Genomic DNA, 24,617 nt, shown 5'->3' with positions numbered 1-24,617 from the left:
AGTACTTTCCCTTCAAAATTTTACAGATTCTGGCGCATCCTGTTCAGGTACTTGTCCGGCTACCGGGCTCCGGTAAAAAAATTTCCAGCAGATCATTCAGAAAACGCCTGCCATCAGATGTTGGCTGAATGCGATCATGTTGCCAGTCAATCAATCCACGCTGTTCGGCTTCGGTGAGTAATTTCTGAATTGATGCAACGGTCAGCCCGGTCCGGGTATGAAATAAGCCGGGATCAAAACCATCCGTCAGCCGCAGTGCATTCATCATAAATTCAAAAACCCGATCCTGCGGCCCAACTTCCTGTGTTGTGGCAAGCAGATTTTCAAGACAGGCATTTGCGGTTGTAGCCTGCTCCTGATACTGCCGGGGATGCTTATGACGCATCTGCCGGATGATTTTTTCGCGGAAGCTGATTTTACTGTGCGCTCCGGCCCCGATTCCCAGATAATCACCGTACTGCCAATAGTTCATATTGTGCATGCATGACTTTCCGGGCAGGGCAAATGCAGAAGTCTCATAATGCCGGTAGCCCCTCGCTGCCAGAACCTGCTCAATCATGATTTGCATATCGGCTGATACATCTTCACCCGGCAGCTTTGGCGGGTAGCGATGGAACGGTGTATTGGGTTCGATAGTCAGGTGGTAGGCAGAAATATGCGATACCTCCCAGCTACAGGCCGTTTCAATATCCTGCAATGCCTCATCTTCTGTCTGATCCGGCAGTGCGTACATCAAATCCAGATTGATATTATCAAAATGCTGCAGTGCCAATTCAATCGCACGCGATGCTTCAGTACTATCATGAATGCGACCCAGCGCTTGTAAATGTCGGGAGTTAAAACTTTGAACGCCAACAGATAACCGGTTAATACCAGCCGAGTGGAAATCGATAAATTTTTTTGTTTCCCAGGTGCCCGGATTGGCTTCCAGCGTCACTTCAGCACCAAGTGCCAGAGGCAGCAGCATTCGCACATGAGAAAGAATCGCATCAATTGCAGCAGCGCTAAACAGGCTTGGTGTTCCACCACCAAAAAATATACTGGTGACAGGCCGCCCCCAGATCAGCGGTAACGAAAGCTCCAGATCCTGTTTAAGTGCTGCGACATACTCGGATTCCGGGAAATCACCACCGGCATGGATTGCATGTGAGTTGAAATCACAATAAGGACATTTTCTGATGCACCAGGGCAGATGGATATACAGCCCTAACGGGGGTAATTCAGTCAGACGAGGAGATTTCGAATCTGGTACAGATAAAACCGGCATCTTTTTCAAACCGGTCCGATTGCCGTACATACGTCACGGCATTTAAGCCAGCGCTTTCTCATTCTCCACCAACAGCTTTACCAGTCTGGCAAGTGCCTTACCTCGGTGGCTGATTCTGTTTTTCTCTTCCACGGAAAGCTCAGCTGCAGTTTTACCCAATTCCGGCAGAAAAAAATAAGGATCATAGCCAAACCCACCCTGTCCCGCCGGCCTGGCAATGATTTCTCCATGCCAGGTATCCTCAATGATGACGGGCCGGGAGTCCTGAGCATGGCGCAGCAGGACAATCACACAGCAATAATAGGCACGGCGGTCAGACTGACCCTGTAACGCCTCAATCAGCTTGAGGTTATTGCGCTCATCCGAACGGGGCTCGCCCGCGAAACGGGCAGAAAATACACCAGGCGCCCCCTGCAGGGCACTGACGCATATTCCGGAATCATCCGCCAGGGCAGGCAGGCCGGTTGCAAGGCTCGCATGCCGTGCCTTAGCCAGTGCGTTCTCCACAAATGTCATGTGCGGCTCATCCGCTTCCGTTACCCCAAGCGACGCCTGAGTCACTACCCTGATACCCAGCGGAGCCAGCAGCCTGTCAATTTCAGCCAGCTTACCGGTATTGCTGCTGGCGATAACAACTCTGTTCAGTGACAGCTGCATCATGTGCTCACGTTTCATTGACGAGAATAGCTGTTTCCAGTGCTTTGCGCTGCAAGTCAAACAATTCCAGCAACCCCTGCTGCGCCATATTCAGCATATCATCCAGCTCCCGGCGGCTAAAAGCAGCCTTTTCTGCGGTACCTTGAACTTCCACCAGCCCCAGGCTGCCTGTCATTACGACATTTAAATCCGTGTCGCAACTGGAATCTTCCAAATAATCCAGATCCAGCAGGGGCTGACCTTTCAGAATACCAACTGAAACAGCCGCCACATGATCCCTGATCGGATTTTGTAAAATCATTTTCTCTGTCTGCAGATATTCAGCTGCATCACACAAGGCAACAAATGCTCCGGTAATACTGGCAGTACGCGTACCTCCATCTGCCTGGATTACGTCACAATCAATCTGAATTGTGCGCTCACCCAGTTTTTTCAGATCCAGCACGGAGCGCAACGCCCGGCCAATCAGACGCTGGATTTCCATGGTTCGCCCCGATTGTTTACCTTTGGCTGCTTCACGCTGCATTCTCTCACCGGTGGAGCGTGGCAACATGCCATATTCGGCTGTTAGCCAGCCCTGCCCGGCCCCTTTAAGAAAAGGGGGAACTTTTTCAACAATGCTGGCGGTACAAATCACTTTAGTCTCGCCATATTCAATCAAAACTGAGCCCTCAGCATGCCGGACATAATGGCGGGTTACCCTGACCGGGCGCATTTGTGCAGGTGTACGATTATTGGATCGTGACATATCAGCTATTTATGGTATGAATAAGGAAGCAGGTTTTCTCAGCCTGCTGACGACAAATAGTCATCCGGCTTAAAAACGATAGACAGGCCTGGCGGGTGATCCTGATGAAACAGTCAATACTTCATGGCCCTCTTCTGTCACCAGAATAGTGTGCTCCCACTGGGCCGACAGGCTGCGATCCTTGGTGATTACCGTCCAGCCATCCGGCAGCTGCTTAATGGCTGCCTTTCCGGCATTGATCATCGGCTCGACTGTAAAGATCATGCCCGGTTTAAGCTCAATCCCTGTACCGGCGCGACCATAGTGCAATACCTGGGGATCCTCATGAAATTTTGAGCCAATACCATGCCCGCAAAATTCCCTGACGACGCTGCAGCCGGCCTCCTCTGCCAGACGCTGAATGACGTGACCAATATCTCCCAGACGTTTACCCGGGCGAATTTCATCAATTCCCCGCCACATCGCCTCATAGGTTAATTCACACAGTCGTTTAGCCTGAATGGATGGTTCACCGACATAAAACATCCGGCTGGTATCACCATGGTAACTGTTATAAATCACCGTAATATCAAGATTGACAATATCGCCTTCCTTGAGCTTTTTATCTCCTGGCACGCCATGACAAACCTGATGATTAACGGAAGTACAAATTGATTTTGGATAAGGACTATGGCCAGGGGGAGCATAGTTAAGCGGGGCTGGTATCGTTTTCTGCACATCCACCATATAGCGGTGACACAGTTCATCCAGCTCGCCGGTCGTTACACCAGGCACCACGTAAGGTTCAATATAATCCAGCACTTCAGATGCCAGCCTTCCGGCAATACGCATAACCTCAATTTCCTGTGCTGTTTTAATATGAACCGCCACGCCCACTCCAATCTGTTTCAACAATCATGAAAATAACTCGGGAAAATCCGCAAAAATCCGAGGAAGAAAAAATTATCATACACTTTTTATAAGCGGTCACATTCGGCCGCTTCCAGTTTTGTCTCTGGAAACCGGTTCGCCAGTTGCCGGATATGCTCAGTGATTTGGTCTGTCGGGTCACGAATCTCAAACTCAAACTCAAACTGTTTCATGATTCGTTCACTTTCAGTCACTCGCTCCAAACCCTTATTTTTCAGCTCCTCAATCAGTGCTGCCGCATCAGCGCCGCCTGGCAAAACAGCCAAAGAAATTGCATTATGCCACGGGTGATTTACATTTTCCTGAACATACCAATATGAAATGCCCAGTTTATCCAGTTGTTCAATCTGTTTCGTCATTTCTCGTGCGTTGCGCAATGGCGGAATATGCACCCAATGCATACTGATTTCGTCACCAGCTATTTCAGTCACACGATTCTGCCCGGATTCCCATTTTGAAATCTCTGTCTGAACGTACTGCGCAACCAGATCAGCCAGTTTTCCCCATTTGAGGCAAGCAACCCTGGCAGGCAACAGCTTAATCTTTTCCGGATGGATCAATAATATTTGTGCTGAAGCACCCTCATCCGATCTGCTATAAAAATAGAAAGCGGTAAACATATTAGCCAGCAATAAGAAAACAAAAAACTTTTTCATCACTCGTATTTCCTGGCGGATGACTGCAGCGTTTACTGCAGCAGTTGACAAATCTTGCTAGAATACACAGATATTTACTGTTTTTTATCAAAAACCAATTTTACAACCCTATAACGATCATGAAATTCATTGGAACTACTGTAGCAGCAATCGCGTTTACATTTTCCGGCTTTGTGTCTGCCGAGACTCCGGCTGCCGGTGATGTTGAAAAAGGCAAGGAAATTGCGGCTGGAATCTGTGCCGGCTGCCACAATGTTGATGGCAACAGCACCATTCCCTTGTACCCAATCCTTGCCGGACAGTACCCCGGGTATATTGCCAAGCAATTACATGATTTCAAGGCAGCAGAGGGTGAAGCAGCCAAGCGTGACAATCAGATCATGGCACCCATGGCAGCAAATTTGAGTGAAGAAGATATAACAAACGTTGCTGCGTTTTATTCACAGCAAAAGCCACAATCCGGTACTGTAAGTGATGAATCTCTGGTTGAAGCCGGAAAAAAACTGTATCAGGGTGGCAATCTGGAAAATTCTATCCCGGCCTGCTCCAGCTGTCATTCTCCTAATGGACAAGGCATCCCCCCGCATTACCCGCGAATCGACGGGCAATATCCTGCTTACACCCTGTCTCAGTTACAGGCATTTCGCCAGGGAGTACGCAAGAACGACACGAACAGCACCATGCAAACGGTTGTATCACGCATGAGTGAGCAGGAAATGAAAGCTGTATCTGAATATATCGCCACACTCAGATAGTTTCGGCCAGTCGGTAAACCAGTCAAAGGGCTAATTCACAAGAATTGGCCCTTTCTGTTTGGAGCCTTTCAATAATTTCCACTAAAATTGATAAAGCAACAGGGATGGCTACACTGACCACAGACGACAGTCTTTGATTTTTTAGCCACAACAGAATACAGGCCTTAGCGCACCCAATACGTACCAATCTGTTCACAGCCATGGTGGCTAAAAACACCTTCAGAGAAAATATTTGGAACCGGAAAAAATGAGGCAGCTACATAACCTCAAATCCAGCACCTTTTATTGTCTGACTGAAAATTTCATTTCTTAGAGAGGCATCGTGCTGAACGACTGCCTGCCCCTTATCAAGCGACACCTCAACATGACTGACACCAGGTATTTTTTCCAGCACATTTTTAACGCTGCTGACACACCCCTGGCAAGACATTCCTTTGATTTGAATAATTGTTGTTGGCATAAAAATTCCTGAGTTTATTTGAGATAAGCACACATATACCGGTAACAAAACCGGAGGTATGGATGTACAGTACGACACTTTCACGACACCCGACCTGATGTAATCAACTGTCAGAGTTTGACTTACCCGGCCTGATAACAGCAAGCCTGCCCCTGTTTACAACAAGACGCACGAACCGGTTTTATTTAAATGGTAGGATATTACGGTCAAAAAGAAAACCCACTTATTTATAGACAGACAGAAGATAAATAAGTGGGTATTTTATTTGGTGGGTCTGGTAGGACTTGAACCTACGACCAAGGGATTATGAGTCCCCTGCTCTAACCAACTGAGCTACAGACCCTAACGACATAAGCTTTTATATAATCATCAAATCAGCCAGATCAGGAAACAGGCAGATTGCCTCAGGAATTCCCATTATCCAGAAAGCTGCGCAGCCGATCTGATCTGGCCGGGTGCCTCAATTTACGCAATGCTTTTGCTTCAATCTGACGAATACGTTCACGTGTTACATCAAACTGCCTTCCAACTTCTTCCAAAGTATGATCGGTATTCATTTCAATGCCGAAACGCATACGCAAAACTTTAGCTTCACGAGGCGTCAAAGAGTCCAGTATATCTTTTGTCACAGAACGCAAGCCCGCATACACGGCGGCATCTGCCGGCTCCATAGTTGAGGCATCCTCAATAAAATCTCCCAAATGGGAATCTTCGTCATCCCCAATTGGAGTTTCCATCGAAATTGGTTCTTTCGATATTTTAAGAATCTTCCTAATTTTTTCTTCTGGCATTTCCATTTTTTCAGCCAGTACTGCCGGTTCCGGCTCTTGCCCGGTTTCCTGCAGAATCTGACGGGAGATACGATTCATTTTATTAATCGTCTCAATCATGTGCACCGGGATACGGATAGTACGAGCCTGATCAGCAATGGAACGTGTAATTGCCTGACGAATCCACCACGTTGCATAGGTTGAGAATTTATATCCGCGCCGATACTCAAATTTATCAACAGCCTTCATCAACCCGATGTTACCTTCCTGAATCAAATCAAGAAACTGCAACCCGCGGTTAGTATACTTCTTGGCAATTGATATAACCAAACGTAAATTAGCTTCCGTCATTTCACGTTTTGCCCGACGTGCCTTGGCTTCACCAGTCGTCATACGACGATTAATTTCCTTGAGTTCCTTTATCGGAAGACTGGCCTGCTTCTGCAGTTCGAGCATTTTTTGCTGCTGCTCCATTATGGCGGGACGAAAATGCTCAAGTGACTGACTGTACGATTGACCAGACTCGATTTCTGAATTGACCCAATCAATATTGGTTTCATTACCCGGAAACACCTTGATAAAGTAATTCCGCGGCATCCCTGCTCGTGTGACACACAATTCAGCAATTTTTCGCTCGCAACTACGAATATCGTTGACAATATCACGCTGTGTATCACATAACTTCTCGACCATCTTGGCAGAGAAACGCATCGCCATCAGCTCAGTAGAAATTTTTTCCTGCAGCTGTTTATATTTTTTATCCTGACGGCCCTCTTTTTTATCGATGATCTTTCGCATGCTCTCGTAGGTTTGACGAATAGCAGCAAAACGCTCCAGCACCTCGGCTTTCATTCTCAGCATATCAGCACTAGCCGCCGCCAGTCGCTCGTCTTCCGTATCATCTGAATCAAAATCCTGATCCAGTGGTTCTTCAGACAGCTCCTTACCCATAATTTCCTCTGCTTCATCATCCAGGAAACCATCGACCAGTTCATCTGCACGTAACCGACCTTCCTCCACATCTGCAGCCAATCCAAGAATATTTTCTATGATCGTCGGACAGGCTGAAATAGCCTGAATCATGTGCCGTAAACCATCCTCAATACGTTTAGCAATTTCTATTTCGCTTTCTCGTGTCAGTAACTCCACTGAACCCATTTCACGCATATACATCCGTACCGGATCAGTCGTGCGGCCAAATTCTGAATCCACACTGGAAAGCGCTGCTTCTGCTTCTTCCACGACATCTTCATCCGTTACCGCTGTTGCGGAATCTGACATCAGCAATGCTTCCGCATCAGGCGCCTCGTCATGGACGGAAATACCCATATCGTTGATCATGCTAATAATGCCTTCAATCTGATCGGCATCCAGCATGTCATCCGGCAAATGATCATTGATCTCCGAGTAAGTCAGGTAGCCACGCTCCTTGCCCTGCATGATCAATTTCTTTAAACGCATCCTGCGCAATTCAATATCGTCACCAGACGACACTGATGCCCCTTCACTCAAATTAACAATTTGTTTTTCTGACAGGGTATTTTTACTTTTTTTGCTTAATTTTATTTTCTCCGGGATTTCATCAGTCGCCCCAATATCTTCCGGAACCTCCATAGCGGGCAACATATCCTGCTCCACTGGAGTCACGGAATCACTATCCGGCTTGGCTGTTTTAACAGATTTCTTCCTGGAAGCAGCAACCGCCTCTTTCTTGACAGAAACACTCCCTGTCTCAGCTTTAAGCGTATTTCTGGTGTTTTTATTAGCCACCTTCCTCCCTGTATCTGCAGCAGATGTTCGCGATTTACTGCTTTTTATTTCAGTCGCTTCTGTAGATGTAGTAATACTTTTTTTTGCCGATCCCGACACTTTCGCTTTTGCCATACAGAGCACCCATTAAGACTAGAGACAAATCAAACAGAAAGCTTTTAATTATACCGAATTTTTCAGCTTATTTTTAACATAAGCAGGTGTAGCTACAATCAACCACTCTTCATTTTCCTGCTTTAATATTTACCAGAAACAGAAATAATCTTCTGCCTCATAAAATATAATTCCAGGAAATTATGAAAGCATCAGCTGACGTAACTCATTTTTTTCTTCCGGGGTTAGGGAAGCGAGCGGTTTACTATGCAATTCGCCCATTCTTGATTTTCGCTGTACCTCCCGCAATCGTTCCACTCCTCCGACAAATTCAGCATCAATATTCCAGTTTTCATCTTTTACATACGCATCTCGGGCTATTTCTTCCAACAAAGCCCGATGAGGGGTCTGATCAAAATGCAACATAATCGCCACCGCATTCAATTCCTCCTCAGAAGAACGGGATAAATTTTTTAAAAAATTCACCAGGGTGATCAGCAGTTCTTTTTCGGTATTTTTCTCATTATTCGTTGCAAGAACAGTCATATCCAGTCTGTTTACATAATCCGGGGCATGCAGCAAAATCTGGATCAGTCTGCGATAAGGGGTAACAGATAATGGTCTGGATACTTCAGGGCGAGATACAGAAGACTGATTTTTCCCGCCTGTCTTAAGGAATATCGCCAACTGGCCCTGATCCACACCAGCCAGCTCGGAAATACGCTTCATCAACATAAACCTCAATACAGGCGCATTAATCTGTGCCAGCAAAGGCCCTGCCTGCTGAATCAATCGAGCACGGCCCTCACTTGTACCGAGATTTACCCGACTGCTTAACTCATTACAAAAAAGCACTGATAACGGCTGAGCCTTCTCTAATAATTTTTCAAATGCAATTTGACCATGTTTACGAATGTAACTATCCGGATCTTCTTTATCCGGCAGAAATAAAAATCTGATATCTTTTCCATCCTTCAGTTGCGACAGACTGGTTTCCAGAGCTCGCCAAGCAGCTTTAATTCCCGCCGCATCGCCGTCAAAACAAAAAATTACCTCATCGGTATGGCGCAAAAACTGCTGTATATGCATCGCCGTTGTTGCGGTACCCAGCGTAGCCACCACATACTCGATACCGTTTTGCACCAGCATCACCACATCCATATAGCCCTCAACCACGACCAGCCGGCCGGATTTTCGGATTGCCGGGCCGGCAGATGCCAGATTATAGAGCTCCCGACCTTTGATAAATAATGGCGTTTCCGGTGAATTCAGATATTTGGGTTCGCCCCCGTCCAGCGCCCTTCCCCCGAACCCCACTATTTTCTTTTTACGATTCAGAATAGGGAACATGATCCGATGACGAAAGCGATCATAATTTTTCTTGCCATCATGCGCCACAACCAGCCCTGTCTGCACCAGCGGGTGGTCAGGATCATCAGCAGGATAATCGGTAAAAACCTCTGAGAGATTTTGCCAACCGGGCGGCGCATATCCGACCCCGAAGCGCAAAGCGGTTTGTCCTGATACACCCCGACTCTTCAGGTAAGTAATCGCTGGTTCAGACTGCTTGAGTTGTGCCCGATAAAATTTAGCTGCCTGTTCCATTCGTTCGTATAAACCAGATGAGGAAAAGCTGGCTTCAGACTGTGTACCCCCCCCCCTGGCCTTGCCTGACAAAGCTTTATCAGATCCGGATGAGTTTAGATGCACATTTTCCCTGGAAGGCATCTGCATACCCGCCAGCGCCGAAAGATTTTCAACTGCTTCGACAAAACTAAACCCATTGTGTTCTATCAGAAAGCTAATGACATTTCCGTGTTTGCCACAACCAAAGCAATGATAAAACTGCCTGGATGAATTTACGGTAAAGGAAGGGGTTTTTTCGTTATGAAAAGGACAGCAGGCCGTAAAATTTGCACCCGCTTTTTTAAGCTGAAGATGTCGCCCAATGACATCAACAATATCGACACGATCCAGCAACTCCTGGATAAACGATTGTTCAATCATTTATCAGCCAGATTAGAAAGAATTGCTCCAATTTAACATCACCTGAAATCACTCACTCCCGGAGTGATCCACGAGAAAAACAAAGCCGGCAGTTCTACCCACTAACCAGTAATTTTTATTTTAATCAGCTGAGAAACTTTTCCCATGTCTGCCCGGCCTGCAACTTTGGGCTTAATCAGCGCCATAACTTCTCCAATTTTTGGAGATCCGTCTCCTCCGATTGAAGTAATCACTTCATCAATTATTGTATTAAGCTCTGCATCACTTAGCGCATCAGGCATGTAAACCTGAAGAATCTCCACTTCAAATTTCTCAATATCAGCCAGATCCTGACGCCCTGCCGCCTCATATTGTGCAATGGAATCCCGACGCTGTTTAAGCATCTTCTCTATCACAGCAACCACGGCGGCATCATCCAGCTCAACTCGCTCATCAACCTCTTTTTGTTTTAACGCAGCCTGCAGCAAACGTAGTGCGTCACGACGCTTTACGTCTCCTGCACGCATAGCCGATTTCATATCTTCGGTTACTTTTTGCCTTAAATTCATGGCGTGATGAGGTAAATACTCAAGAGAAACTTAAGGAATTAATACAACTTGGGTGGCAACATCTGGCTGCGAAGTCGTTTATAGGTGCGCTTTACTGCCGCGGCATGCTTGCGCTTACGGACAGCTGTGGGTTTTTCGTAAAATTCCCTGGCTCGTAATTCAGTCAGCAAACCCGTTTTCTCAATAGAACGCTTAAAACGTCGCATCGCGATTTCAAATGGCTCGTTTTCCTTGACTTTAACAGTAGTCATAAAGTGATAATTCCTTTCGGTCTCCTCTGATTGTTTTCTGATCACAGTGCACTCATAATTAATTGCCCTGCAGCTAAAACTAATTTATAAACAGGCCACTAATTTTTTAAACAGCATAGTCAGCCATTTTCCCCAGAAACCGGCTGTCCTCCCCCGGTCTCGAAAAATCCGGTTAGTTTAGCATCAATCATTTTTTTTCAAAAGAAAGTTTGATTATTACAAACCAATCTCTTCTCAAAAAAATTACAAAATGCTTGTATTAGGTATTGAAACTTCATGTGATGAAACCGGTGCGGCTCTCTATGATACGCAAAGGGGACTGCTTGGCCACACCCTGCACTCCCAGGTCAATATGCATCGTGAATACGGTGGTGTAGTACCGGAACTTGCTTCACGTGATCACATCCGCCGCGTATTGCCGCTCACCAGACAACTGTTCAGAGAATCCAATGTTTCCCTGGAAGCTGTTGACGCTATCGCCTATACACAGGGCCCCGGGCTTGCCGGTGCTCTGCTGACTGGAGCAGGTTTTAGCAGTGCCCTGGCTTTTGGGCACAATCTGCCCGTACTGAACATCCATCATCTGGAAGGCCATCTCCTCTCACCATTTTTATCTGACCCCGCCCCTGATTTCCCGTTTATCGCGTTATTAGTATCCGGAGGACACACCCAGCTGATGCAGGTCAATGGTATTGGACAATATCGGTTATTAGGCGAAACCGTAGATGATGCTGCCGGAGAGGCTTTCGACAAAACAGCAAAATTACTCGGGCTTAATTACCCCGGCGGGAAATTGCTTGCAGAACTGGCAGCTCAAGGTCAGGCAGGCCGGTTCAGGCTCCCGCGCCCCATGCTTAACAGTCATGATCTGAATTTCAGCTTCAGCGGATTAAAAACAGCGGCAGCCTTACTAATTAACAGACATGAAGCAAATAACCAGATACGCGCCGATATCGCCTTCGCTTTTGAAGATGCGATTACCGATGTCCTGGTCAGAAAATCCCTGACCGCCCTGAGTGCCACCGGGTTAAAACAGCTGGTTGTAGCAGGTGGCGTCGGCGCAAATAGCCGGTTACGTCAAAAGCTGCTGCACCACCTGACAAAAATTAGTGTTACTGTTTTCTTCCCGGAACTGGAATTCTGTACGGATAATGGTGCAATGATCGCATTAGCAGGCGCATTGCGTTTACAGCAGCTCAACAAGTTACCCGGGACAAATGGCAGTTTTACTGTTAAAGCCCGCTGGAATCTGGAAGATTTACCACAATAACAAAGGCTAACTGCCCTTGCCTATCTTCGCCTCTGTACCGGTAATCAGATTAGTAATATTTGATCGATGCCTGATTATCAGAAGCACTGATATAGTGGATACGGTTATTGTCAGTACCCCTTTATCCAGCAGAAAACAGGCATATAACGGTGCAAGTAACGCTGATAACAAAGCCGATAACGAGGAAATACGTGAAACCAGAGCGACAATTATCCAGGTTAAGATAGTAAATATACCCAACCAAAAATTTAACCCCAACAGTATGCCAGCTGACGTAGCAACTCCCTTTCCTCCTTTAAATGCCAGAAAAACAGGAAATAAATGCCCCAGAAAAACAGCAAGCGCAGCACCTGCAACAGCATCCGCACCTAAACCGTAAACATTTTCCATGTATTTTGCCACTTCAACTGCCGCCCAGCCCTTGCCTGCATCCCCCAGTAAAGTAACTACCGCAGCCACTTTCTTTCCGGAACGCAGGACATTCGTTGCCCCGGGATTCCGTGAGCCGTAACTGCGCGGATCCGGGAGTTTGAACAGCCAGCTTGCCACCACAGCAAAAGAAATTGAACCCAGCAGATAGGCGAAAAGAAACAGAACTCCTGCAATCATTAACGTATTGATATTACAACAAATAAAATAAAAAGGTCTTAAGAAAAGAAAACCATTGATTAAAGCGTGATGGTTTCCCGAGGTAGTTAGTAAAAAACAGGTACTGTAAATATGTAAATGTTCTAAAATCAGGAGGCAAAACTCCGCGTGCTGTTTTTCTCCTTGATTTTACAGTGACAAGTACTGCTGAATTGGCAAATATCTCGGCGTGATCTGTATCTGTTTTTCTGAAAATTTGCCGACAGATTGCTGAGTCTTACGAATTAGGATCGCCCCTGCAAGGTCTGGCAGAAGCAGATGAGTTGTGCCCTGGCCCGCATCGTATACAGGGCAAACATGAATGAGCCGATTGACACCGGTTTTGATAAGGGCACTTCCGCATATTATGGGAGAAATAAGGTTATTAACGGTAAGCAGTATATCAATGATACTGAATCTTTCTGAAGCTATACAACGTTGCCTGACGGCATCGCCAAACACATGCTTGACCGCATCTGAAGAAAGAAACTGAATTTCGATTTAATTATCGTTGCGATAACTCATATCTTCAGTTACTCAAATTTTTACGAATTCAGTCGCTTTAGCTTCCCAAGACTCCAGATAACTTTACTGAACAAAAAAATGAAGATATTCCCCCTTGATTCATCTGCAAGGACCAGTGCAATAAAATGGAGCGAATCTATTGTTTTGCCGTTTTCTTTTATTGCTATCGGTTATTTAATTGATCCGTTAGACCCTTTATTTTTACAGAATCATTTTCCATGGCTCATTGTTGCTCCAGTACTGATTTGTCTACGGTATGGATTTTTATATGGCCTGGTTACAACTTCACTAATAATTAGTTCTATTACTTTTGCCCTATACCTGAAATGGCCGCAGCCATTTGATTTTCCAAAAGAAACTGTTCTTGGCCTGGTGATCATTGCATTTATTTCATCTGAATTTTATGAATTCTGGAACCGAAAAATAACCGCAATAAAGTATGAGTTTAATTATATTAAAACAAGAATGGAGAATTTTTCACGTTCATATAATTTAATCAAAAGCTCACATTACTATTTAGAGCAACACCTCGCCAGTCAGACAAAAAGCTTACGTTTGACTCTGTCTGATCTGGAAAGAAAGATCTTCTCTTTAACAGCAAATAAAGAGGAGTCACTTCCTGATATTGGGCTCAACATACTCAGGATTTTTTCTGATTACGCCAATGTACAGGCTGCATCACTTTATATGACTGACCCCGAAAAGAAACTTATACCTCAACCTGTTGCGTACATTGGTGGAGATTCTCTTATTGCAAGTCCGGATGATCCCGTTATAAAAGAAGCATTAAAATTAGGTTTTTCCACAATTTTATTTAGTTCGATTCGCGCAATATTATCCTCACGCAAATTTATATAATGCCTGGCAAGCTCCAGCCGCAAACCATCATTATCTGGATTAGCATTTAACAAAAGATTTAAGTAGAGTACTGAAATACGATCGGGTTTAGTTAGCTTAAATAACTCTTTCAGCTGATCTTCTTTATAAAAAAGAAGTACATATATCAGCAATAAAATACTGGACAACAGCAAAACTACTCTTTTAGGACTACTTAACAGGTTCTTGTTCATATTCCAGTAGCCGCTAGATTTTCTTAACGAATAACAGCAATAACCCTTTTCAGATCTTAGGTAGCAGAATGCCGGTCAAGGTATGGCAACTTACTGAGATAACTAGCGAAAACAGGTATTGCCTGTTCTAAAATACTTCTCCTGAGCCCAATTAAAATTATACAGGCCGGGTATTGCCCGTGATGCCAGGCCAACCCGGAATCTTTTCATGGATATCATCTTTCTTAAAGAATTCAGAATTAAAACATTGATCGGCATTTACCCCTGGGAAAGGAAAATTCCGCAAACCATTGAATTGAATATCGAGATTGCCCTGCCTTCTCAACAGGCCGGCAAGAGTGATCGTATTGAAGATGCACTGGATTATGCTCAAGTTGTCTATCGAATCAGCACCATGCTCAATCAGCAACATTTTTCTTTACTTGAAATGCTGACAGAAAAAATTGCCCGGTTAATCCTGGATGAATTCAATTCACCCTGGGTAAAAGTCAGTGCGGCAAAGCTGGGTGTCATCCCCGGGGTGAAACAGCTTGGTATCTGTATTGAGCGCAGCCGGCAGTAACGTGCCCCCTTTTCCGCCTCACACCATCTGTTTATCCTGATAAAGCGTAGGGTCAGGAATGTTCGCCGCCTCAAAACCTGCTCGCCGGATATAGCATGCATCACACTGGCCGCAAGCAAGCCCGGCTTCATCTGCCTGGTAGCAGGAGACTGTCAACCCGTAATCTATTCCCAGTTCTACACCACGCCGGATAATTTCACATTTGGATAAATCAACCAAAGGCGCGTGTATCGTCAATCTTTTCCCTTCTCTTCCGGTTTTCGTGGCCAAATTTGCCATTTTTTCAAATGCGTCGACATAATCCGGTCGACAATCAGGATAGCCGGAATAATCAACAGCTGTTACACCAATAAAAATATCCTGGCTGTCTAATACTTCAGCCCAGGCTAAAGCCAATGACAGCATAATGGTGTTCCGGGCAGGCACATAGGTTACCGGTATGCCGATACTGGCGCCATGCACTGGTACAGTAGCAGAAAGATCGGTTAATGCGGAACTGGCCAGGACAGTCAGATCCAGTTTGAGAAACTGGTGATCACTGACCTGCAGGGATTGACCGATTCGAGCCGCCGCAACCAGTTCAGCAGCATGGCGCTGGCCGTAATCGACACTGAGGGCATAACAGGCAAACCCGTTCTGTCGGGCAATAGCAAGCGTTGTAGCAGAATCCATGCCCCCCGATAACAATACAACCGCTTTCTTCATGAATCCAGCTTGTCCGCAATTTCACCTGCCAACACATTCTCCCCAGAGCAACTTGTGTAACTGAAGCTGTAAACGAACCGGCAACCGATCATGCAAAATCCAGGCAGCAAGATCTGCCGGCCCAAGCTGGTTGTAGGCCGGAGAAAACAAGACCGGACAAATTGTATCCAGCTCCAATTCCAGGAGTTTTTGTCTTGCCCAATCGTAATCTGCTTTATCACACAGCACAAACTTGATCTCGTCATGAGCGGTCAGGCGGGTAAGATTCTCCCAATGGTTTTTTTCCATTTCACCTGAACCTGGTGTTTTGATATCCACTATTCTCGATACACGTGTGTCAACCCGAGATATATCCAGTGCTCCACTGGTTTCAAGGGATACAGAATATCCCTGATCACACAATGCTGTCAGTAAAGCCAGACTGTTTACCTGTGCCAGCGGTTCACCACCAGTTACAGTGACATAATGAGGAGAATATGAAACCACCGCTTCCATAATTTCGCTGACGCTCATATTTTTTCCACCAGAAAAAGCGTAAGCAGTATCGCAGTATCCGCAACGCAACGGGCACCCGGTCAGGCGTACAAATACGGTAGGCAGACCCATCCGACTGGTCTCCCCCTGAAGCGAATAGAAAATTTCTGTAATTCGTAACATCCGTGATTTTAACGGAACGGGAATTTCCCTCTGTTATAGAAGAAAACTTAATGATATGACATAAACCAGGCTAAATTTTGGTAATTACAGCCAGCTCAGTCCCAAAATTTACTTCGAGATTTATTTCAGAGATCCCAGGCGCTGTTTGGCTTTCATTGCCGCCTCAGTACCTGGATAGGTTGTAATCAGATTTTCCAGTGTTTTCCTGGCAGCAGCTTTCTGCCCAATTTCAATTTGGCTGCTTGCCATATTAAGAAGCCCATCTGGAATTTTAGGGCTATCCGGGTAAGTGCTGATTAATCGTTGCTGGGCAGCAATCGCCTTATCAAAATCCCTCAGTGCGTAATATGCATTTCCAATCCAATAGGCGGCAGAGGGAGCAAGTGCAGACTGAGGATATTGTGCTAAAAAATTTTCAAAACCGGTAATCGCACCGGAATAATCACCGTTTTTAACTGATGCATAAGCTGCATCGTAGCGACCGCGCTGTACTGTATCCGGTAATTGCAGAATAACCACAGATTTTTTGGCAACGGCCCCTTTGCCGTCTCTGGTATCAGCAACCGGTGATTCTAATGGTGAAGCAGGAATTCCGGCTTCTGATGCCGGAATTCCTGTAGAACCGGGCTCAACCTGACGCAACCGGTTATCGAGATCCAGATAAAAATCCTTTTGCTGTTTACGCAATGTCCGATTTTCATCCTCCAAAACCTCTATTTGCCCCCGCAGCTTCCCCATTTCCATTTTCAGGTTCTCTGCCTGGGTATGCAGCTCAATTAAAGCCTGCCCCATGAGCACCTCTTCAGTGCGCTGCATGCGCGCTTCCATCTCCTGTACTTTTGTACGCAATGCTTCCAGCTGTTCGCGCGTTTCAGAATCACTGAACAGCGCCGCCTGCGCAACACCACAGCTAAACAAAAGTAATAGCAGGAAAGCGCGCAAAAACATTAATACTCTCCCTGATAGAGAATATCAGTGCGACGGTTTTCAGCCCAGGCCGATTCATCATTTCCCAGCGCACGCGGCTTTTCTTCACCCAGGCTGACTGCTTCAACCTGCTGATCACGAGCACCGGATAACAGCAGAACATCCCTTACACTGTTTGCACGACGCTGCCCGAGAGCGAGGTTATATTCCCGACTTCCACGCTCGTCAGTATTACCTTGCAGCAGTACCTGCGCATTGGTGTTATCACGCAGGTAAGCTGCATGCGCCAGAATCAGGTCACGGTACTCACCCTTCACCGTATAGCTGTCAAAATCAAAGTAAACACTGCGATGAGACAGTATGTTGTTGGGATCCTGAAGAGGGTTCATACCAAATCCACCCGAACCTGCATCACCTTTCGTACCTTCACCTTCTCTGCCATAGGAATGATCCTCGACATCGGAAGATTGCTGAGTATTATCGCTAGCACACGCTGACAACAGGCAAATAACCAGTACTGCAAAGATTTTTTTCATTTCTCACCATAAAAATTAATTAACGCATACCTTCCGGGATTTTCCCTCACATTATTACTGTTTCAGCAACGGCCCCCACACCGCTCCCCGGATATTTCCCGTTTCCCGGGAGAGGCGGCTTTTCACCTGGCCATCACTTGAGACGATGGACAATATACCACGTCCACCTATTTCAGTTGTGTACAGAATCATACGGTTATTGGGGGAGAAGCTGGGAGATTCATCAAAGTTAGAGTCCGTTAGCAACTGCATCTGACGAGTCGATAAATCCTGTACGGCAACACTGAACCGGCCGGCATTCCTGTGAATATAAACAAACCGCTTCCCATCCGTACTGTAACGCGGACTGACGTTGTAATCACCCTCAAAAGTCAGCCTCTCTGCCGTCCCTCCAGATACCGGCATACGGTATATTTGCGGACTCCCTCCTCTGTCAGAAGTAAACATCAGCCACCTGCCATCCGGGGAGAAACTCGGCTCGGTATCAATCCCCGGGCTCTGCGAAATCCGCTGCAACCCACTGCCATCCGCATTGATCAGATAAATCTGCGATCCGCCGTGTAATGTCAGAACAACAGCCAGCTTGCTGCCGTCAGGTGACCACACTGGCGCACTGTTGCTTCCCTTAAAATTAGCCACTGCTTTACGCTCTCGGGTTGCCAGCACCTGTACATACACCACCGGTTTTTTCTTTTCAAAGGAAGTGTAAGCAATTCTGCCGCCATCAGGTGACCATGCCGGAGAAATAATCGGCTCGGTATATTCAATCAGTGAACGCGCATTGAACCCATCATAATCCGATACCTGCAACGCATACCGGTTTCCCTGTTTTTTGATAAAGGCGATCCGGGTACTGAATACACCTGGCTCACCCGTTAGCGTTTCATACACGATATCTGCAACCCGATGTGCAAAAGCACGCAGCTGTTCTGAAGTAACAGCACCGCTAAATCCTGTCAGCTGCACCTGTTTGACAATATCCAGCAAACGGAAACGAATATCCGCCCGCCCATCCGGCAGCATGGAAACACTACCGACAACCAGTGCGCTTGCACCACGGCTTTGCCAGTCAAGGTACCTGATCTGATCGGGCTCTTGCGAAATCAGGCCAGTCGCATCAATCAGTTTGAATAACCCGGTACGCTCCAGATCAGCTGACACAATTGCTGAAATATTCTGCGACAGCCCTCTTTCTCCATTAAAAGGCGCAACAGCAATCGGGATTTTATTACCGCCTCCTCCAAAAATTTCAATATTAAGCGCAGCCTGTAACGGTGTACTGACCCATAACAACACAAGCACACTCGTGCAAAATAAAAAATTACGCATATCAACTCTCACCACAACGTGTTTATAAATGCAGGTTAAAACTATTCACGGTAGTAAACCTTAAGATCCAGGTTCCTGAATGCATTGAATAACCCCGAATCCGGCGGTAATGGTAAAGGTTTTGCCAGATAAATTGCTCTCTCCACCGCTTCATCAAAAACAGTGTAACCGCTCGATTTACGCAAAGTCACCGCCAGGACATCCCCACCTGGTAATAAAGTTACTGAGAATTCAACAAATGGATCACCCGGCAAATCAGGCGGCATGATGATCCGGCTGCGTATCTTGGCCTGAATCATAGCTTTATATTTATCGATTTCACCATTAGCCTTAGCCTGTGCTGCCGCTGCCTCACTTGCCTGTTGCTGTGCCTGTTTTTGTGCATCAGCCTTTTGCCGAGCGTCATCCTTGTTCTCTATTTTCTGTTCGACTTTTTTAACCGGCTCGGTTTTAGGCGCTTCTTTCTTAACTGGTTCCGGCTTTGGTTCAACTTTTGGTTCGGGTTTCCTGGCCTCTTCCCTGAGTACCGGTTTTTCTGCCGGCTTCCTGACGGGTTTCTCTTTCTCTTTCGGCACTTCTTTTTTTACCGGTTCCGGTTTTTTTACTTCTTCTTCAGGCTGGGGTTTTTCTGCTTTATCCTTGAGCGCAATGTCAGGCTTACGTGCAGGTGGAGGCGCAACCTTGATTACCGGCTGAGGCTGAGACTGTGGTTTTTGTTGTGATCGCGGCTGCGATTGTGGCTGTGGTTTAACGGGTTCAGGTTTAGGAGCTGCTCTTTCAACAGGAGGTAAAGTTTTGCCAGAATGCCGGGGTAAATCAGCCCACAAATCAACAGACATCGCCTCCGACGCTTCATTTTTCCAGTTCAGACCAAACACCAGCAAAGCGAGAAATACAGCATGTACCAGCAGGGCCAATAACGCCGAGCGTACTTTTCCCGGCTCACTATTATCTCCGGGTAACCGGATCATCACGCCATTACACCCTAAAATTTATTTTGATTTGGTCAATAACCCGATTTTTCGGATCTGTTGCTGTTGCAGCAGATCCATTACCTGAATTACCTCGTCATAACGGACATTTTTATCTGCTGCAATCACGACAGGCTGGTCGGTATTTTGTGCCTGCCTGGCTTTGATCAGCCCTGCCAGCTGGTTGCGGCTGACCTGCTGTTCCTTATTCGCACCGGCACGATCACGCAGCGTAATATTTCCGTTTGCGGCAATTGAAACTTCCAAAGGCTCCGCGGGCGGGGCTGATGATTTTCCGATTTCCGGCAATTCCACCTGACTCGGCTGGATAAGGGGAGCTGTAATCATAAAAATAATAAGCAGCACCAGCATGACATCAATGTATGGCACAACATTGATCTCATTCATCAACCGACGTTTACTGCGCCGCTGAGTCATGAAAAATTCGCCGTATCCCTAGGTTTAGCCACACGACGCTGCAAAACGTTGGATACTTCCTCTATAAAACTTTCATATCGGGTTGCCAGCTGTGCTGTATCACTGGCGTAACGGTTATAGGCAATGACTGCCGGAATCGCGGCAAAAAGTCCCATTGCTGTTGCAATCAACGCCTCAGCGATGCCTGGAGCGACATGTGCGATGGTGGCCTGTCCAACATTGGATAATTCACGAAATGCATTCATAATTCCCCACACTGTTCCAAACAGTCCAACATATGGACTTACCGATCCCACAGTTGCCAGAAATGACAGGTGTGATTCAAGTCTGTCCATTTCTCTCTGGTATACAGCCCGCATTGCACCACGTGTGCTGTCCATGATGGGTCCGATATCAACTCCTGACTGGTATTTGGTAAACTCACGGAATCCGGCCTCAAAAATCCGTTCCATACTGCCCACTGCATGACGCGCATTGGCAGCCCGCTGATAAAGCGCATTCAAATCTGACCCCCGCCAGAATATGCCTTCAAACTCATCAGTCTGCTTAATCTCCTGACGGAGGGTAAACAGTTTCCTGAAAATAAACCACCAGGAAACAAACGAAGCCAGCAGCAACAGCAGCATAACCAGTTGAACAGGCAGGCTTGCGCTACCAACAAGATGAAAAAATGACAAATCCTGGGTAATTGCTTTACTCATGATGGCTGTTTCTCAATTTTTTGACGAAGTGGCGCCGGGATACTGATTGGTTTCAGTGTGTCTGCTCCAACACACACTGCATGAACAGTAGCGCTGGCAAGTGTACCTTGTTCCCGCATAATCTGCTGCTGCAGCGTGATCCGGCTTCTGCCAATTTCAACCGTTTTAACGGTGATATCCAGCAGATCATCCAATACCGCCGGTCTGAAATATTCGATGCTAAGCGAACGAATCAGAAAAATCATTTTGTGCGACCGAATCATGGTATCCACCGTGAATCCCAGCTCACGCAACCATTCGTAGCGAGCACGCTCCATGAAATTAAGGTAGGACGCATGGTATACAACGCCCCCCGTATCCGTATCCTGATAATAAACGCGAACGGGATGAACAAAAACTGCTTCCATCTTTATAAAAACACTCTCAAAGGTATTCAATCCTGGTATGGGTTACAGCAAATTACTGTCAGCCCTTAATCCGGCTCAAACAGGACCGGGGCTGCAGCCCGACGTGGTGGAACGATATCGAAATGCTGATAGGTCATGGCTGTTGCTATCCGGCCGCGAGGTGTACGCTGTAAAAAACCCTGCTGAATGAGATAAGGCTCCAGCACTTCCTCAATGGTGTCACGTTCCTCATTAATAGCCGCGGCAAGATTATCCACCCCCACAGGACCGCCGCCAAATTTTTCCAGAACAGCCAGTAACAGTTTTCTGTCCAGTATATCCAGACCTGTAGCATCCACGTCCAGCATCTTCAAAGCCGCATCGGCCACCTGGCGATCAACACGCCCATTTGCCCGCACCTCAGCAAAGTCACGCACCCGGCGCAGTAAACGATTAGCAATGCGCGGCGTACCCCGGGATCGGCACGCAATTTCTCCGGCACCATCAGCGGTCATATCCACATTGAGCAGGCCGGCGGAACGGTTAACAATTTTACTCAGCTCGCCAGTGGTGTAAAACTCCAGGCGGGAAATAATTCCAAAACGATCTCGCAGCGGATTGGTCAACATACCTGCGCGCGTAGTAGCCCCCACCAGGGTAAAACTGGGCAAATCGATTTTGACTGACCTTGCCGCCGCTCCTTCACCAATCATAATATCGAGCTGATAATCTTCCATTGCCGGATACAGAATTTCCTCAACAACGGGTGAAAGCCGATGAATTTCATCGATAAACAGGATATCGTTGGCCTCCAAATTAGTCAGCAGGGCAGCCAGATCACCCGCACGTTCCAGCACCGGACCGGAAGTCTGGCGTAAATTCACCCCCATTTCACGGGCGATAATATGGGCAAGTGTGGTTTTACCTAACCCTGGCGGACCAAACAGCAGCACGTGATCCAGCGCGTCCTGCCTTAATTTGGCTGCTTCAATAAAAATCTTTAACTGCTCGCGGATTTTTTCCTGGCCGACATAGTCATCCAGCTGAACGGGACGAAGTGCCCGTTCCATAGCCTCTTCCTGGGGAGAAGATGGAGCGGCAGTAACAATACGATCTGATTCAATCATGATTGAGAACCAGCTAAAATATTATTTTACTTTTGATAAAAGCCTGAGTGACTGCATGATGCCATCTGACACTGTTACACCGTCTGCCAGCTGTGCGAGAGCCCAATTGGCTTCGCGGTCACTGTAGCCCAGTGCTGATAATGCATTGAATATATCTTTATCAGTATCCTGAGCCACTATCCCCGCCTCCGGCAGCACCGGCGGCAAACTGATTTTATCGCGCAACTCCAGCAACAGACGCTCCGCAGTCTTTTTTCCAATACCGGGAATTCTGGTCAGACGAACGCCATCTTGCGCCGCCACAATCTGATGTAAATCACTGACACTCAACCCGGACAGGATTGATAAAGCTGTCCTTGCGCCAATACCGGAAATTTTTGTAAGCTGGCGAAACAACACGCGCTCCGGCTCCGTCATAAAACCGTACAACGAATGCACATCCTCACGCACCCAGAAGTAGGTATGGAGTGTGACTTTCTCACCAATACCAGGCAATTTGCAGAAGGTGCTCATCGGTACGTCAACTTCATAACCGACGCCATTCACATCCATAAGCACCAGGGGCGGATGTTTTTCCAGCAACAAGCCGGTAAGTCTTCCGATCACAAACGTCTGCCCCGTCTGGAGCGGCTGCGGGTACCCAGAGCCAACAAACCAGATCCTGTATGGGCATGGCAAATAGCACACGCCAGCGCGTCGGCTGCATCCGGTCTCGGCCGTTCACCCAAACCCAGCAATCGCATCACCATTTCCTGTACCTGTTCCTTGTGAGCGTGACCATTCCCCACTACAGCCTGCTTGACCTGTAAGGCAGTATATTCATACACGGAAAGCTCATGAAGAACCGCAGCGCTAATGGCAGCACCACGTGCCTGACCGAGCAGCAAAGTTGATTTGGGGTTGATATTGACAAAAACCTGCTCTACGGCAACCTGCTCAGGGTTATGCTGCTGAATGATTTCGCTGAGCCCGCCCAGGATGGTTTTCAATCGATCCGGCAGACTGGCTTCTCCGGTCACGACACAGCCACTGCCAATATAGGTCAGATGATTTCTGACCTTCTCAATAATGCCAAAGCCTGTGATACGCAAACCAGGATCAATCCCCAGTATGCGAATACCCTTAGCAGAAGATAACAAGATCAGGTATCTAGGATTGCCGAGGTATAAACATCCTGCACATCATCAAGATCTTCCAGAGCATCCAGCAATTTTTGCATCCTGACCGCATCCTCTCCCTGCAGCAAGACTTCATTTTCGGGTTTCCAGGTTACCTCTGCCAGCTCGGCCTTAAAACCAGCCTTTTCCAACGCACCTTTGACTGATACGAAGGTATCCGGATCAGTAATCACCTCCAGACTGCCATCTTCATTACTGATAACATCTTCCGCACCTGCTTCGAGTGCAGCTTCCAGAAGCGGTGCTTCACCTACCTCTGGCGCAAACAGCAGCTGGCCGCAATGTTTAAATAAATACGCGACCGAACCATCTGTCCCCAGGTTACCGCCATATTTGGTAAATGCATGGCGAACATCAGCAACCGTTCGCGTGCGGTTATCCGTCATACAATCAACGATAACCGCCGCACCGGATATTCCATATCCCTCATAGCGAATTTCTTCATAGCTGACACCATCAAGCTCGCCACAACCTCGTTTAATCGCACGCTCGACGTTATCTTTCGGCATATTGTGGCCGAAGGCCTTATCCATCGCCAGCCGCAGCCGGGGGTTACTGTTTGGATCTCCACCACCCAACCGGGCAGCCACCGTAATTTCCTTAATCAGACGAGTAAAGATTTTCCCTCGTTTGGCATCCTGTGCGGCTTTTTTATGCTTAATGTTAGCCCATTTACTATGACCAGCCATTGACTTCCTTCAACCGTTGAAAGGAGGG

The 24,617-nt window shown here is 46.9% G+C and carries 28 protein-coding genes and 1 tRNA gene; 4 read left to right on the top strand and 25 right to left on the bottom strand.

Annotation, left to right across the window (positions count from 1 at the left end; genetic code table 11):
• Positions 1-43: 43 nt before the first annotated feature.
• The 5 genes from hemW to IT527_RS01565 all read right to left on the bottom strand — a co-directional run bounded on the left by hemW (position 44) and on the right by IT527_RS01565 (position 4,237).
• Entirely contained in the window at positions 44-1,267 is a 1,224-nt protein-coding gene (gene hemW, locus IT527_RS01585) for a radical SAM family heme chaperone HemW (RefSeq protein ID WP_292965571.1), read from the bottom strand.
• Between the two features lie 42 nt (positions 1,268-1,309).
• Positions 1,310-1,942, bottom strand: a complete 633-nt coding sequence (rdgB, locus tag IT527_RS01580; RefSeq protein ID WP_292965569.1) for an RdgB/HAM1 family non-canonical purine NTP pyrophosphatase — start codon at positions 1,940-1,942, stop codon at positions 1,310-1,312.
• Positions 1,932-2,672 (bottom strand): ribonuclease PH, encoded by a 741-nt coding sequence (gene rph / locus IT527_RS01575; RefSeq protein WP_292965566.1) that lies wholly within the window; start codon positions 2,670-2,672, stop codon positions 1,932-1,934. Before rph ends, rdgB begins: the two co-directional genes overlap by 11 nt.
• A 69-nt stretch (positions 2,673-2,741) precedes the next feature.
• Positions 2,742-3,542 (bottom strand): type I methionyl aminopeptidase, encoded by an 801-nt coding sequence (gene map, locus IT527_RS01570; protein WP_292965671.1) that lies wholly within the window; start codon positions 3,540-3,542, stop codon positions 2,742-2,744.
• Between the two features lie 86 nt (positions 3,543-3,628).
• Entirely contained in the window at positions 3,629-4,237 is a 609-nt protein-coding gene (locus IT527_RS01565; RefSeq protein ID WP_292965563.1) for a hypothetical protein, read from the bottom strand.
• A 119-nt stretch (positions 4,238-4,356) separates the two neighbouring features.
• Between IT527_RS01565 and IT527_RS01560 the strand changes: the two genes are divergently transcribed.
• Positions 4,357-4,992 (top strand): c-type cytochrome, encoded by a 636-nt coding sequence (locus tag IT527_RS01560; RefSeq protein ID WP_292965562.1) that lies wholly within the window; start codon positions 4,357-4,359, stop codon positions 4,990-4,992.
• A 256-nt stretch (positions 4,993-5,248) separates the two neighbouring features.
• Here the strand turns inward: IT527_RS01560 and IT527_RS01555 are convergent, their stop codons facing one another.
• The 6 genes from IT527_RS01555 to rpsU all read right to left on the bottom strand — a co-directional run bounded on the left by IT527_RS01555 (position 5,249) and on the right by rpsU (position 10,891).
• Entirely contained in the window at positions 5,249-5,452 is a 204-nt protein-coding gene (locus IT527_RS01555) for a heavy metal-associated domain-containing protein (protein ID WP_292965559.1), read from the bottom strand.
• A gap of 266 nt (positions 5,453-5,718) precedes the next feature.
• A tRNA-Ile gene (locus tag IT527_RS01550) sits at positions 5,719-5,795 on the bottom strand.
• A 61-nt stretch (positions 5,796-5,856) separates the two neighbouring features.
• Positions 5,857-8,106 (bottom strand): RNA polymerase sigma factor RpoD, encoded by a 2,250-nt coding sequence (gene rpoD / locus IT527_RS01545; RefSeq protein ID WP_292965556.1) that lies wholly within the window; start codon positions 8,104-8,106, stop codon positions 5,857-5,859.
• A gap of 180 nt (positions 8,107-8,286) precedes the next feature.
• A complete protein-coding gene (gene dnaG / locus IT527_RS01540; protein WP_292965553.1) occupies positions 8,287-10,092 on the bottom strand; it encodes a DNA primase in 1,806 nt (601 codons plus the stop codon).
• A gap of 101 nt (positions 10,093-10,193) precedes the next feature.
• Positions 10,194-10,640 (bottom strand): GatB/YqeY domain-containing protein, encoded by a 447-nt coding sequence (locus IT527_RS01535; RefSeq protein ID WP_292965550.1) that lies wholly within the window; start codon positions 10,638-10,640, stop codon positions 10,194-10,196.
• 38 nt (positions 10,641-10,678) lie between these two features.
• Positions 10,679-10,891, bottom strand: coding sequence for a 30S ribosomal protein S21 (gene rpsU, locus IT527_RS01530; protein ID WP_011110871.1), 213 nt, complete (start codon positions 10,889-10,891; stop codon positions 10,679-10,681).
• Between the two features lie 250 nt (positions 10,892-11,141).
• Between rpsU and tsaD the strand changes: the two genes are divergently transcribed.
• The gene (gene tsaD, locus IT527_RS01525) at positions 11,142-12,161 is read left to right on the top strand and encodes a tRNA (adenosine(37)-N6)-threonylcarbamoyltransferase complex transferase subunit TsaD (protein ID WP_292965536.1); all 1,020 of its coding nucleotides are present in this window, start codon (positions 11,142-11,144) and stop codon (positions 12,159-12,161) included.
• Between the two features lie 6 nt (positions 12,162-12,167).
• On the opposite strand, the gene plsY is transcribed toward tsaD, so the two are convergent.
• The gene (gene plsY / locus IT527_RS01520; RefSeq protein WP_292965533.1) at positions 12,168-12,770 is read right to left on the bottom strand and encodes a glycerol-3-phosphate 1-O-acyltransferase PlsY; all 603 of its coding nucleotides are present in this window, start codon (positions 12,768-12,770) and stop codon (positions 12,168-12,170) included.
• Between the two features lie 621 nt (positions 12,771-13,391).
• Here plsY and IT527_RS01515 point away from each other — a divergent pair.
• Both IT527_RS01515 and IT527_RS01510 read left to right on the top strand, forming a co-directional pair.
• Positions 13,392-14,171 (top strand): hypothetical protein, encoded by a 780-nt coding sequence (locus tag IT527_RS01515; RefSeq protein WP_292965530.1) that lies wholly within the window; start codon positions 13,392-13,394, stop codon positions 14,169-14,171.
• A gap of 420 nt (positions 14,172-14,591) precedes the next feature.
• Positions 14,592-14,945, top strand: a complete 354-nt coding sequence (locus tag IT527_RS01510) for a dihydroneopterin aldolase (RefSeq protein ID WP_292965527.1) — start codon at positions 14,592-14,594, stop codon at positions 14,943-14,945.
• Between the two features lie 18 nt (positions 14,946-14,963).
• Here the strand turns inward: IT527_RS01510 and queC are convergent, their stop codons facing one another.
• The 13 genes from queC to IT527_RS01445 all read right to left on the bottom strand — a co-directional run bounded on the left by queC (position 14,964) and on the right by IT527_RS01445 (position 24,589).
• Positions 14,964-15,650 carry a 7-cyano-7-deazaguanine synthase QueC gene (gene queC, locus IT527_RS01505; RefSeq protein ID WP_292965525.1) on the bottom strand — a complete coding sequence of 229 codons (687 nt, stop codon included), beginning with the start codon at positions 15,648-15,650 and terminating at the stop codon, positions 14,964-14,966.
• Between the two features lie 21 nt (positions 15,651-15,671).
• Entirely contained in the window at positions 15,672-16,307 is a 636-nt protein-coding gene (queE, locus tag IT527_RS01500) for a 7-carboxy-7-deazaguanine synthase QueE (protein ID WP_292965523.1), read from the bottom strand.
• Positions 16,308-16,427: 120 nt separating this feature from the next.
• Positions 16,428-17,255 carry a tol-pal system protein YbgF gene (gene ybgF / locus IT527_RS01495; protein WP_292965521.1) on the bottom strand — a complete coding sequence of 276 codons (828 nt, stop codon included), beginning with the start codon at positions 17,253-17,255 and terminating at the stop codon, positions 16,428-16,430.
• Entirely contained in the window at positions 17,255-17,770 is a 516-nt protein-coding gene (pal, locus tag IT527_RS01490; protein WP_292965520.1) for a peptidoglycan-associated lipoprotein Pal, read from the bottom strand. Before pal ends, ybgF begins: the two co-directional genes overlap by 1 nt.
• A gap of 54 nt (positions 17,771-17,824) precedes the next feature.
• Positions 17,825-19,099, bottom strand: coding sequence for a Tol-Pal system beta propeller repeat protein TolB (tolB, locus tag IT527_RS01485; RefSeq protein ID WP_292965519.1), 1,275 nt, complete (start codon positions 19,097-19,099; stop codon positions 17,825-17,827).
• 41 nt (positions 19,100-19,140) lie between these two features.
• Positions 19,141-20,070, bottom strand: coding sequence for a cell envelope integrity protein TolA (tolA, locus tag IT527_RS01480; protein ID WP_292965517.1), 930 nt, complete (start codon positions 20,068-20,070; stop codon positions 19,141-19,143).
• Positions 20,071-20,091: 21 nt separating this feature from the next.
• Entirely contained in the window at positions 20,092-20,508 is a 417-nt protein-coding gene (tolR, locus tag IT527_RS01475; protein ID WP_292965515.1) for a protein TolR, read from the bottom strand.
• Entirely contained in the window at positions 20,505-21,209 is a 705-nt protein-coding gene (gene tolQ, locus IT527_RS01470) for a protein TolQ (protein WP_292965513.1), read from the bottom strand. The genes tolR and tolQ overlap by 4 nt, the downstream gene beginning before the upstream one ends.
• A complete protein-coding gene (gene ybgC, locus IT527_RS01465; RefSeq protein WP_292965511.1) occupies positions 21,206-21,616 on the bottom strand; it encodes a tol-pal system-associated acyl-CoA thioesterase in 411 nt (136 codons plus the stop codon). The genes tolQ and ybgC overlap by 4 nt, the downstream gene beginning before the upstream one ends.
• 65 nt (positions 21,617-21,681) lie before the next feature.
• A complete protein-coding gene (gene ruvB, locus IT527_RS01460) occupies positions 21,682-22,722 on the bottom strand; it encodes a Holliday junction branch migration DNA helicase RuvB (RefSeq protein ID WP_292965509.1) in 1,041 nt (346 codons plus the stop codon).
• Between the two features lie 21 nt (positions 22,723-22,743).
• Positions 22,744-23,328, bottom strand: coding sequence for a Holliday junction branch migration protein RuvA (gene ruvA / locus IT527_RS01455; protein WP_292965506.1), 585 nt, complete (start codon positions 23,326-23,328; stop codon positions 22,744-22,746).
• Positions 23,325-23,861, bottom strand: coding sequence for a crossover junction endodeoxyribonuclease RuvC (gene ruvC / locus IT527_RS01450; protein ID WP_292965503.1), 537 nt, complete (start codon positions 23,859-23,861; stop codon positions 23,325-23,327). Before ruvC ends, ruvA begins: the two co-directional genes overlap by 4 nt.
• Positions 23,862-23,863: 2 nt before the next feature.
• Positions 23,864-24,589: a YebC/PmpR family DNA-binding transcriptional regulator gene (locus tag IT527_RS01445; RefSeq protein WP_292965500.1), complete on the bottom strand. Its 726-nt coding sequence runs from the start codon at positions 24,587-24,589 to the stop codon at positions 23,864-23,866.
• Between the last annotated feature and the right edge of the window lie 28 nt (positions 24,590-24,617).

This window comes from Nitrosomonas sp. (assembly GCF_020852615.1).
In the GTDB taxonomy this organism is placed as follows: domain Bacteria; phylum Pseudomonadota; class Gammaproteobacteria; order Burkholderiales; family Nitrosomonadaceae; genus Nitrosomonas.
This window is presented reverse-complemented; position numbering and strand designations above follow the sequence as displayed.

Excerpts from the sequence above, each read along its gene's own strand:
- hemW (WP_292965571.1), bottom strand. The coding sequence starts at position 1,267 with ATGCCGGTTTTATCTGTACCAGATTCGAAATCTCCTCGTCTGACTGAA.
- rdgB (WP_292965569.1), bottom strand. The coding sequence starts at position 1,942 with ATGAAACGTGAGCACATGATGCAGCTGTCACTGAACAGAGTTGTTATC.
- rph (WP_292965566.1), bottom strand. The coding sequence starts at position 2,672 with ATGTCACGATCCAATAATCGTACACCTGCACAAATGCGCCCGGTCAGG.
- IT527_RS01565 (WP_292965563.1), bottom strand. The coding sequence starts at position 4,237 with ATGAAAAAGTTTTTTGTTTTCTTATTGCTGGCTAATATGTTTACCGCT.
- IT527_RS01560 (WP_292965562.1), top strand. The coding sequence starts at position 4,357 with ATGAAATTCATTGGAACTACTGTAGCAGCAATCGCGTTTACATTTTCC.
- IT527_RS01555 (WP_292965559.1), bottom strand. The coding sequence starts at position 5,452 with ATGCCAACAACAATTATTCAAATCAAAGGAATGTCTTGCCAGGGGTGT.
- rpoD (WP_292965556.1), bottom strand. The coding sequence starts at position 8,106 with ATGGCAAAAGCGAAAGTGTCGGGATCGGCAAAAAAAAGTATTACTACA.
- dnaG (WP_292965553.1), bottom strand. The coding sequence starts at position 10,092 with ATGATTGAACAATCGTTTATCCAGGAGTTGCTGGATCGTGTCGATATT.
- IT527_RS01535 (WP_292965550.1), bottom strand. The coding sequence starts at position 10,640 with ATGAATTTAAGGCAAAAAGTAACCGAAGATATGAAATCGGCTATGCGT.
- rpsU (WP_011110871.1), bottom strand. The coding sequence starts at position 10,891 with ATGACTACTGTTAAAGTCAAGGAAAACGAGCCATTTGAAATCGCGATG.
- tsaD (WP_292965536.1), top strand. The coding sequence starts at position 11,142 with ATGCTTGTATTAGGTATTGAAACTTCATGTGATGAAACCGGTGCGGCT.
- plsY (WP_292965533.1), bottom strand. The coding sequence starts at position 12,770 with ATGATTGCAGGAGTTCTGTTTCTTTTCGCCTATCTGCTGGGTTCAATT.
- IT527_RS01515 (WP_292965530.1), top strand. The coding sequence starts at position 13,392 with ATGAAGATATTCCCCCTTGATTCATCTGCAAGGACCAGTGCAATAAAA.
- IT527_RS01510 (WP_292965527.1), top strand. The coding sequence starts at position 14,592 with ATGGATATCATCTTTCTTAAAGAATTCAGAATTAAAACATTGATCGGC.
- queC (WP_292965525.1), bottom strand. The coding sequence starts at position 15,650 with ATGAAGAAAGCGGTTGTATTGTTATCGGGGGGCATGGATTCTGCTACA.
- queE (WP_292965523.1), bottom strand. The coding sequence starts at position 16,307 with ATGTTACGAATTACAGAAATTTTCTATTCGCTTCAGGGGGAGACCAGT.
- ybgF (WP_292965521.1), bottom strand. The coding sequence starts at position 17,255 with ATGTTTTTGCGCGCTTTCCTGCTATTACTTTTGTTTAGCTGTGGTGTT.
- pal (WP_292965520.1), bottom strand. The coding sequence starts at position 17,770 with ATGAAAAAAATCTTTGCAGTACTGGTTATTTGCCTGTTGTCAGCGTGT.
- tolB (WP_292965519.1), bottom strand. The coding sequence starts at position 19,099 with ATGCGTAATTTTTTATTTTGCACGAGTGTGCTTGTGTTGTTATGGGTC.
- tolA (WP_292965517.1), bottom strand. The coding sequence starts at position 20,070 with ATGATCCGGTTACCCGGAGATAATAGTGAGCCGGGAAAAGTACGCTCG.
- tolR (WP_292965515.1), bottom strand. The coding sequence starts at position 20,508 with ATGACTCAGCGGCGCAGTAAACGTCGGTTGATGAATGAGATCAATGTT.
- tolQ (WP_292965513.1), bottom strand. The coding sequence starts at position 21,209 with ATGAGTAAAGCAATTACCCAGGATTTGTCATTTTTTCATCTTGTTGGT.
- ybgC (WP_292965511.1), bottom strand. The coding sequence starts at position 21,616 with ATGGAAGCAGTTTTTGTTCATCCCGTTCGCGTTTATTATCAGGATACG.
- ruvB (WP_292965509.1), bottom strand. The coding sequence starts at position 22,722 with ATGATTGAATCAGATCGTATTGTTACTGCCGCTCCATCTTCTCCCCAG.
- IT527_RS01445 (WP_292965500.1), bottom strand. The coding sequence starts at position 24,589 with ATGGCTGGTCATAGTAAATGGGCTAACATTAAGCATAAAAAAGCCGCA.